The organism is Cellulomonas endophytica (assembly GCF_004123805.1).
In the GTDB taxonomy this organism is placed as follows: domain Bacteria; phylum Actinomycetota; class Actinomycetes; order Actinomycetales; family Cellulomonadaceae; genus Cellulomonas; species Cellulomonas endophytica.
On record NZ_RWJX01000010.1, the window covers coordinates 79858 to 89791 of the forward strand.

Below are 9934 nucleotides of genomic sequence, written 5' to 3' on the forward strand. Positions count from 1 at the left end.
GGCGGGCCGCACCACGACGCCGGGCGGCGCCCGCGCTACGCCTCCTCGGCCACCGGCGCCGCGAACTGCGACCGGTACAGGCGGGCGTAGGCGCCGTCGGCCGCCAGGAGGTCCGCGTGCGAGCCCTGCTCGACGATCGCGCCGCGCTCCATCACGAGGATGACGTCGGCGTCGCGGATGGTCGACAGGCGGTGCGCGATGACGAACGAGGTGCGGTTCGCCCGCAGGGCGTTCATCGCGTGCTGCACGAGCACCTCGGTCCGGGTGTCGACGGAGGAGGTGGCCTCGTCGAGGACGAGCAGCGCCGGGTCGGCCAGGAACGCGCGCGCGATGGTGATGAGCTGCTTCTCCCCCGCGCTGACGTTGCCGCCCTCCTCGTCGATGACGGTCTCGTACCCGTCCGGGAGCGCGTGCACGAACCGGTCGACGTAGGTGGCGCGGGCGGCGGCGAGCATCCGCTCCCGGTCCGGCCCGTCCGGACCGGCGTCGGCCCCCGTGCCGTAGGCGATGTTCTCCGCGATCGTCCCGCCGAACAGCCAGGTGTCCTGCAGCACCATCCCCACCCGCGAGCGCAGGTCGGCCCGGCGCATGGCCGCGGTGTCGACGCCGTCGAGCGTGATGCGGCCGGAATCGACCTCGTAGAACCGCATGAGGAGGTTGACGAGCGTCGTCTTGCCGGCGCCCGTCGGCCCGACGACCGCCACGGTCGTCCCGGGCTCCGCGACGAGGTCCAGACCGTGGATGAGCGGGGTCTGCGGGTCGTAGCGGAAGGACACGCCCTCGAACGCGACACGCCCGCGCACGGGCGTCACGACGGGCGCCGCCGGCTCGGGGTCGGGGCTCTGCTCGTCCGCGTCGAGCAGCTCGAACACCCGCTCGGCGGAGGCGACCCCGGACTGCAGGAGGTTGGCCATGGAGGCGACCTGCGTCACGGGCTGCGTGAACTGCCGCGAGTACTGGATGAACGCCTGGACGGAGCCCAGGGTCATCGCGCCGCCGGCCACCTGCAGCGCACCGACCACCGCCACGACGACGTAGCCGAGGTTGGAGATGAACATCATCGCCGGCTGGATGGCACCCGAGATGAACTGCGCGCGGAAGGAGGCGGCGTAGAGCCGGTCGTTCTCCTCGCGGAACGCCTGCGCCACGGCCTCCTGGCGGCCGAAGACCTTCACGAGCGCGTGTCCCGTGAACATCTCCTCCACCTGCGCGTTGACGCGGCCCGTCGAGGCCCACTGCTCGACGAACTGGGGCTGCGACCGCTTCGCGATGAGCACGGTCACCCACGCCGACACCGGCACCGTCACGAGCGCGACGACGGCAAGCAGGGGCGAGATCCACACCATCATCGCCAGCACGCCGACGATCGTCAGCAGCGAGGTGATGAGCTGGCTGAGGGTCTGCTGCATCGTCTGCGCGACGTTGTCGATGTCGTTGGTGACCCGGGAGAGCACGTCGCCGCGGGCGTTGCGGTCGAAGTACGCCAGGGGCAGGCGCCCGAGCTTGCTCTCCACGTCGCGGCGCATGCGGTGCACGGTGCGCTGGACGAGCTGCGTGGTGAGCAGGCCCTGGACGTAGCCGAAGGCCGACGCCAGGACGTAGAGGCCGAGCACGACGAGGAGCACCTGGCCCAGCCGGCCCCCGTCGACCCCCTGTCCCGGCACCACGTCCATGGGCCGCAGGAGGTCGGCCTGCGCGGTGTCGCCCGAGGCCTCCAGGGCCGCGATCGCCTCGGCCTTCGTCGTGCCGGCGGGGAACGCCTCCCCCAGCCGGCGGCCGACGACCCCCTCGAAGACGACGTCCGTGGCACGGCCGAGGACGCGCGGGCCGAAGGTGCTCAGCGTGACGCTCACGGCCGTGAGCACGAGCACGACGAGGAGCACGGGGCGCTCGGGCCGCAGCGTGCCGGTGAGCCGGCGCAGCGAGGCGCGGAAGTCCATCGCCCGCGCGACGGGACCGCCCGTCATGGCGCCCATCGGCCCGCGGCCGCCCATGGGCCGCTGCGGGCCCTGCGGGCCCGGCGGGCCCTGCGGGGCCGGCGGGGCCGTCCGTGCGCGCGTCGTGGTGCTCACGCCGCCTCCTCCACGCTCACCTGGGACAGGACGATCTCGCGGTACGTGTCGTTGCTCGCCATGAGCTCCGTGTGCGTGCCCGTGCCGACGACGCGGCCGTGGTCGAGGACGACGATCCGGTCCGCGGAGCGCACCGTGCTGATCCGCTGCGCCACGACGAGGACCGTGGCGTCCCGGGTCTCGGGCGCGAGCGCGGCGCGCAGGGCGGCGTCCGTCGCGACGTCGAGCGCGGAGAACGCGTCGTCGAAGAGGTAGACCGCCGGCCGCCGGACGAGCGCCCGCGCGATCGCGAGGCGCTGGCGCTGCCCGCCGGAGACGTTCGTGCCGCCCTGCGCGACCGGCGCGTCCAGCCCCCCGAGCTCCCGGACGAAGCCCGCGGCCTGCGCCACCTCGAGCGCGTGCCACAGCTCCTCCTCGGTGGCGTCGCCCTTGCCCACGCGCAGGTTGGACCCGACGGTGCCGGAGAAGAGGTACGGCCGCTGCGGCACGAGCCCGATCGTCGCCCACAGCGCCTGCGGGTCGAGCTCGCGGACGTCGACGCCGTGGACGAGCACGGTCCCGCCCGTCGCGTCGAACAGGCGCGGCACGAGGCCGACGAGGGTCGTCTTGCCCGCGCCCGTCGCGCCGACGACGGCCGTCGTCGTGCCGACCCCGGCGAGCAGGCTCACGTCGTGCAGGACGGGCTCCTCCGCGCCGGGGTAGCCGAAGGTGACGCCGCGCAGCTCGACGCCGCCGCGGGCGACGAACGGCCGCCCCCCGCCCGGCGGCGGCAGGATCGAGGGCTCCGTGGCCAGCACCTCGCCGATGCGGCCGGCGCTGACCTCCGCGCGCGGCACGATCATGAGCAGCATCGTGGAGAACAGGACCGCCATGAGGATCTGCATGAGGTAGGAGAGGAAGGCGGTCAGCGACCCCACCTGCATCTGGCCGGCGTCGATGCGCTGCCCGCCGAACCAGATGACCGCGACGCTCGACACGTTCAGCACCAGCATCACCACCGGGAACATGAGCGACATGAGCTTGCCGACGGCCACGGCGACGTCGTGCAGCGCGTCGTTGGCCACGGCGAAGCGGGCCGCCTCCGCGTCCTCGCGCACGAAGGCCCGCACGACGCGGATCCCCGTGATCTGCTCGCGCAGGACCCGGTTGATGGCGTCGATGCGCGTCTGCATGGAGGCGAAGAGCGGCCGCATGGCCCGGATGGTGAAGCCGAGCACGACGAGCAGCACGGGCACGACGACGAGCAGCACGAGCGAGAGCCGGGCGTCCTCGCGGACGGCCATGACCGCGCCGCCGACGAGCGTCACCGGCGCCGCGACGAGGAACGCCAGCCCCATCATCACGAGCATCTGCACCTGCTGGACGTCGTTGCTCTCGCGCGTGATGAGCGACGGCGCCCCGAAGCGGCCCACCTCCTGCGCGGAGAACTCCTGCACGCGGGCGAACACCGCCGCGCGCAGGTCGCGGCCGACGGACATGGCCACCCGCGCCGCGACGTACACGGCGACGACCGCCGTGAGCACCTGCACCACGGTGATGGCGAGCATGACGCCGCCCGTGCGCACGACGTAGCCCGTGTCCCCCAGCACGACGCCCCGGTCGATGATCCGCGCGTTGAGCGTGGGCAGGTAGAGGTTCGCCAGCGCCTGCGCGGCCTGGAGCAGCACGACCACGAGGACCGCGCCGCGGTAGGGGCGCAGGTGCACCCGGAGCAGTCGTGTCAGCACGGGGGGCCTCCGGGGACGGCGGTGTCGGGGACGGGCGGCGCGGACGCCGGGTGCGGCCCGGGGGCCGGGTCGGGACGCAGGCCGCGCACGACCACCGCGGCGACGAGCTCGGGCGGGAGCAGTCCCACCCCGGCCATGCCGGGCGGGCCGAGACCCACGGCCAGGTTGAGCAGGACCCGCGCGGCTGTCCAGGCGTTTCCGCCGAGGGCGGACGCGTGGGGCTCGAGCCGGTCGGCGGTCCCGCGCAGGAGCGCGAGCACGTGCTCCTCGTGCGGCCCGCGCCGGCCGCCCTCCGCCTCGGGCGCCCGCCCCTGCGCCCGGTCCGCCGCGTGCTCCGCCCGGCGGGCCGCGGCGACGATCGTCCGGACCGCACCCATGGTGCGCATCCGCTCGAGCATGCCCTCCTGGAGCACCCGCGCGATGCCGGCGAGCAGCTCCTCCAGCGGTGCGTCCGGCAGCGCGGCCACGGCCGCCACCGTCGGGGCCGGGTCCATCGCGGCACGGGCGGCCGCCAGGAGCAGCTCCGTCTTGTCGTCGAACGCCTTGAACAGCGTGCCCTCGGCGACGCCCGCCGCCTCGGCGATGCGCCGCGTCGTGACGTCCGCCCCGAGCTCGGCGAGCAGCGGCACGGTGGCCGTCACGACGGCGGCGCGCCGCTCGTCGCGGGTCATGCGAGGGGCGCGGTCGGGCACGGGCCGACGCTAGGTGAGTGAGTGCTCACTCGCAACGCCCTCGCCGTCCGTGCTTCAGACGGACCCCCGCCGTGCCGTTGGGGTGGTCGGGACCCGACCCGAGGAGCACCATGCGCGCCCGCCGCACGCCGACCGTCCGCCCCCCCGCCGCCCTGGCGGTGCTGGCGGCGCTGCTCGTCGCGCTCGTGGCGCTGGGCCCCACGGCCCCCGCCGCCGCGGCGGCCGCCGACCCCGCCCGCACGGGCGTCCCCGCCCAGAACGGCGTCTACACCGGTCCCGGCGCCAAGGGCGCGGCCGGCGCGCGCAGCTGGGAGGCCTTCACGGGCCGACCCCTCGGCCGCGTCCTGGACTTCCTGCCCGACACCACGTGGTTCGCCATGACGCGCATCCAGTGGGTGCTCGACGCCTACCGTGACACCCCCGCGCGGCTCGAGCTGTCCGTGCCGATGCTCCCCGCCGAGGGCGGCGCGACCCTCCAGGCCTGCGCGCGCGGCGAGTACGACGAGCACTGGCGGGCGATCGCGCGGGTCGTCGTCGGCTCCGGCCGGGCCGACACGGACATCCGTCCGGGCTGGGAGATGAACGGGCACTGGTACCGGTGGTCCGCGGCCGCCGACCCCGACGCCTACGTCGGCTGCTTCCGCAGCCTCGTCACCGCGATGCGCTCCGTCCCGGGCCAGCGGCTGCGGTTCCTGTGGAGCCCGGGCGTCGGCGACCTGGCGGTGCCCGCCGAGCGGGCGTGGCCCGGCGCCGCGTACGCCGACGCGGTCTCCGTCGACGTGTACGACGCCCACTGGTACTGGTACCCGTCGCCGTCCGGCACCACGCCCGAGGTGGCCCGCCGCACGGTGTGGGGGCAGCTCGGCTGCGGCTCGCGCGGGCTGACGCACTGGTCCGCCTTCGCCCGCGCGCAGGGCGTCGCGCTCGGCGTCAGCGAGTGGGGCGCGACCTGGCGCCTCGACGGCCACGGCGGCGGCGACAACGCGTACTTCGTCGAGCGGATGCTCGACTGGATCGACGACCCCCGCAGCGGCGTGGAGTTCGCCACCTACTTCGCCAGCCCCGACTCCGCCGACCTCAAGCACGACCTGCGCGGCAGCGGCACGGCCTTCCCCGCCGCCTCCGCCGCCTTCCTGCGCCGGCTCGCCGGCTAGGGGCGCGGGACCCGCGGAGCGCTCGCCCCTCAGCCCCCGGCCGGCACCAGCGGCTCGAGCATCGGCGCGAGCCAGGTGCTGTACGTCGCCGTGATGTGGGAGATGTCCCGGTACACGAGCCGGTTCCCCACGACCGGGGGGCACGTCGTGGCGGTGCACATCCAGTCCGCGGGGTCGACGGCCGTCACGCCCATCCCCGCCGCCATGTCCTCGATCGCGGCGCGCCGCTCCTCGTAGGGGACCACGTCCTCGCGCGCCACGGCGCACGCGCCGACGTCCGTGAGGTGGTCGGCGAGGCACTCGGGCACGTCGAGGCCCGGGTACGGGGTGTCCAGCAGCAGGACGACCGGGATCCCCGCGTCGCGCAGCACCGCGAGGGAGCGGGCCGTCGCCTCGCCCCACTCGGCCGGCCCGACCTGCTCGCCCGGGACGGTGTCGGACTGCGACACGACGACGAGGTCCGGGGCGGCGGCGACGACGCGCGCCAGCGTCCGTTCCCGCCACACGGGGCACTCCGTGTAGGTGCGGCGCAGGTCGGCGTTCCACAGCTCGAGGTCCGCGACGGAGCAGGCGGACTTCGTCCACGCCACCGCCCGCCAGCCCGTGGTCGCCGCGGCCGCCGCCAGCCCGGGCAGCCACTGCTGCGCGTGCGAGTCCCCCAGGAGGACGACCGTGCGCGTCCCGGCGGGGTCCCCGTAGACGCACGGGGGCTGGTCGACGGCCTCGTACGGGGCGTGGCAGCCGTCGCGGGAGCTGTCGGGCTGGTCGCCGCGGGCGACCGCCAGGGCCGGGTCGAGGTTCGCGGGCAGCAGCCGCGTGCCCGTGGAGGCCGAGACCTGGGCCGCCAGGGCCGCGGTGTCGGCGCCGTCGATCTCGACGGGCACGACGACCGCCCCGCGCCCGACGACGTCCGGCACGGTCAGCCGCACGCCGGCGGCGGCGACGAGGCCCGTCGCCGCCAGCACGGCGCCGACGGCGAGCCACCGCCGCGGGGGCAGCCGCAGCGCCCGGGCGGGCCGCTCGACGAGCCAGAAGGACAGGGTCGCCAGCCAGGCCGTCAGGACGACGAGCTGCAGGTTCGTCGTCCACGGCAGGGAGCGCGACACGAGCTGCGGCAGCAGCACGAGCAGGGGCCAGTGCCACAGGTACCAGCCGTAGGAGATGGCGCCGAGCCCCTGAAGCGGCCGGGCGGCCAGGAGCCGCGTCGGCCCGAGGCGCCGGCCGCGCTCGCCCTCCCCCGCGACGAGCACGGCGGCCGTCGCCAGGACGGGCAGCAGCGCCGCCGTCCCCGGGAACGGGGTGCGGTCGGTCAGGACGAGCCCCGCGGCGACGAGGGCGGCGAGACCGGCCCACCCGACGGCGGCGGCGAGGGCGCCCGGGACCCGGGGCAGCAGCGGCGCGAGGACCGCCAGGAGCCCCCCGACGCCGAGCTCCCAGGCCCGGGTGTGCAGGGAGAAGTACGCGAAGGGGCTGCCGGTGGCGACCGCCCCGACCGAGGCCGCGAAGGACACGGCGACGACGAGCACCAGCGCCGCGCCGACGGCCGGGCGCCACCACCGCCGCGCGAGGACCGCGCAGGCGGTCACCAGCAGCGGCCACACGAGGTAGAACTGCTCCTCCACGGCCAGGGACCAGTAGTGCATCAGGGGCGACTCGGGGCCGCCCGCCTGCCCGTAGTCGACGCCGTCCAGGGCGAGCGCGACGTTGAGCAGGCTGAGCGTCGCCAGCGCCGCGTCCCGGGCCAGCGCCTCGAGCGCGAAGACCGGTCCCCACACGCGGAACGCCACGGCCGTGACGACGACGACGAGCACCGCCATCGGCGCCAGCCGCCGGATGCGCGCGGCCCAGAAGGCGCGCAGGCGCACGCGCCCGTGCCGCTCGACGTCCCGCAGGAGGTGCCCGGTGATGAGGAACCCGGACACGACGAAGAACGCGTCGACGCCGACGTAGCCCCCGCCGACGCCGGGGACGCCCGCGTGGTAGAGCACGACGAGCAGGACCGCCACGGCCCGCAGCCCCTGCACGTCGGCGCGCCAGCGCCCGCCGCGGCCGGCCGCGGGCAGCGCCCCGGCCGGGGCGGGGCGGGTCGTCGCGGCGCCGGCCGGGGCGGTGCCCGTCGGGGCGCCGGGCCCGGTGAGGGTCGCGGTCACGGCAGGGCCTCCAGCCGCTCGTCGAGGACGCGCCGCACCACCGGGGCGAGGGAGGTGCTGTAGGCGGCGGTCACGTGCGAGGAGTCGCGGTAGGTGAGGACGTCGCCCACCACGGCGGGGCAGCCGTCCGCCGTGCACAGCCAGGGGGTGGGGTCGACGGCCGCCCAGCCCGAGGCGGCGAGCGCGTCGCCGAGCACGCCCTGGCGGTCCCGGTAGGGGTGCACGCCCTCCAGCGGCTGCGTGCACGCGCGCGCGTCGTCGAGGTGCTCCGCCAGGCAGTCCGGCGCCGCCCGCTCGCGGTACGGCGTGTCCAGGACGTAGAGCACCCGCTCCGGGTCGACGCCCAGCGCCGCCAGGCCGGTGATCGTCGCGCCCGCCCAGGCGTCGTTGTCGACGTCGTCGCCCACGACGGTGTCGGACTGAGACACGAGCACGAGGTCGGGGTCGAGCGCGGCGACGCGGGCGCGCACCTCGTCGCGCCAGGTCGTGCACTCCGTGTAGGCGCGGTCCAGCGGCCCGGACCACACGTCGAGCTCGGCCACGGGGCACGCGGACTTCGTCCAGGCGACGACGCGCCACCCCGCGTCCTGGGCGGCGGCGTCGAGCGCCGGCAGCCACTGCTGGGCGTGCGAGTCCCCCACGAGCACGAGGGTCCGGTAGCCGCCGGGGTCGCCGTAGCGGCAGTCCGGCTGGTCGACGACGAGGAAGTCGGCGTGGCACCCGTCGACGGTCGAGACGGGCTGGTCGCGCGGCGCGTCGGCGAGGGTCGGCGTGAGGTTGGCGGGCACCGCGCGGGTGGCGAGCCCGTCCGCGAGCGCCCGGGCGACGCCGTCGGCGGACGCCGCGTCGAGCCGCAGCGGCGCGGCGGCGCTGCCGCTGCCGACGAGGGAGGGCGCCGTCGCCAGGACCGCCGCGGCGGAGAGCAGGCTCGCGGCCACGAGCGCCGCCCCGACCGCCAGCCAGCGCCGGGGCGACCAGACGAGCACGGCGCAGGGCCGCTCGACGAGCCAGTACGTCAGCACCGCGAGCCAGAGCGTGATCGCGGCGACCTCGAGCTGGGCCCACCACGCCGGCTCGCGGCCGAGGAGCACCGGCACGAGGACCATCGCCGGCCAGTGCCACAGGTACCAGCCGTAGGAGACGGCGCCCACGCCCTGCACGAGCCGCGGCCGCAGCACCGCGCCGACCCCGGCGCCGCGCGCGGCGATCACCGCGGCCGTCCCCAGGACGGGCCAGAGGGCGGCCGTGCCGGGGAAGGCGGTGGCCTCGTCGAGCACGAACGCCGGGACCACCACCGCGGCCAGCCCCGCCGGGCCGAGGACCCGCGCCGCGGCGACGGGCAGCCGGTCCACGTGCCGGGCCCCCAGGGCGAGCAGCGCGCCCACGCCGAGCTCCCAGGCCCGCGTCTGGAGGGAGAAGTACGCCAGCGGCGCGTTCGCCGCCGTGACGAGCACGGACGCGGAGAGCGACGCCCCGACGACGAGGAGCGTCCCGGCGGTCGCGGCCGCGCGGCGGCGCGCGGCGGGGACCAGCACGAGGAGCGACAGCAGGAGCGGGGCCAGGAGGTAGAACTGCTCCTCCACGGCCAGGGACCAGTAGTGCTGCAGCGGCGACTCGGGCCGGTCGACCTGCTGGTAGTCCACGCCCTGGCCCGCGAGCCGGTAGTTGAGGCCGTGCACGGCGGCCAGGAGCGCGTCCCCCGCCAGCCCGGGGAGGCGGAACGGCGACCCCCAGAGCCGGGCGACGACGAGCGTCGTGACCAGGACGAGGGTCGACAGCGGCAGGAGCCGCCGCACGCGGGCGCCCCAGAACCGCGTGAGCCGGACGCGGCCGTGCGCCTCCACGTCGCGCAGCAGGTGCCCCGTGATGAGGAAGCCCGAGATCACGAGGAAGACGTCCACGCCGACGTAGCCGCCGGTGACCCCGGGGACGCCCGCGTGGTACAGCACCACGAGCATGACCGCGACGGCGCGCAGCCCTTGCACGTCCGTGCGCCAGGGGCCGCGGCGGCGCGCCGGCCGCGGCCCGGTGGCGCGGCCGGCGGGGAGGACGTCGTCGCCGGGGGCGCGCGGGACGTCGGACGCGGCGGCAGGGCTCTCGGGGCGTCCGGGTCCGCCGCCCGCGACGAGCGGGGGCGCG

6 protein-coding genes are annotated in these 9934 nt (G+C 76.4%); 1 reads left to right on the plus strand and 5 read right to left on the minus strand.

The features are described 5' to 3' along the window. Positions 1–35: 35 nt before the first annotated feature. From EJA20_RS05175 to EJA20_RS19065, 3 genes are read right to left on the minus strand one after another with little or no spacing between them, the layout of a single operon-like run. A complete protein-coding gene (locus EJA20_RS05175) occupies positions 36–2072 on the minus strand; it encodes an ABC transporter ATP-binding protein (protein WP_420836403.1) in 2037 nt (678 codons plus the stop codon). Further along, positions 2069–3799, minus strand: coding sequence for an ABC transporter ATP-binding protein (locus tag EJA20_RS05180; RefSeq protein WP_129337096.1), 1731 nt, complete (start codon positions 3797–3799; stop codon positions 2069–2071). The genes EJA20_RS05175 and EJA20_RS05180 overlap by 4 nt, the downstream gene beginning before the upstream one ends. Next, the gene (locus EJA20_RS19065) at positions 3793–4491 is read right to left on the minus strand and encodes a TetR/AcrR family transcriptional regulator (protein WP_205687371.1); all 699 of its coding nucleotides are present in this window, start codon (positions 4489–4491) and stop codon (positions 3793–3795) included. The genes EJA20_RS05180 and EJA20_RS19065 overlap by 7 nt, the downstream gene beginning before the upstream one ends. 110 nt (positions 4492–4601) lie before the next feature. On the opposite strand from EJA20_RS19065, the gene EJA20_RS05190 reads away from it, so the two are divergent. Continuing rightward, complete coding sequence (locus EJA20_RS05190) at positions 4602–5645, plus strand: glycosyl hydrolase (RefSeq protein ID WP_129337097.1); 1044 nt, start codon at positions 4602–4604, stop codon at positions 5643–5645. A gap of 29 nt (positions 5646–5674) precedes the next feature. Here the strand turns inward: EJA20_RS05190 and EJA20_RS19070 are convergent, their stop codons facing one another. Together EJA20_RS19070 and EJA20_RS05200 are read right to left on the minus strand one after the other, a co-directional pair. Beyond that, positions 5675–7795, minus strand: a complete 2121-nt coding sequence (locus EJA20_RS19070) for an acyltransferase family protein (protein WP_205687372.1) — start codon at positions 7793–7795, stop codon at positions 5675–5677. Beyond that, the coding region (locus tag EJA20_RS05200) for an acyltransferase family protein (RefSeq protein ID WP_164983836.1) at positions 7792–9934 on the minus strand (2143 nt) is incomplete at its 5' end. The genes EJA20_RS05200 and EJA20_RS19070, both read right to left, overlap by 4 nt.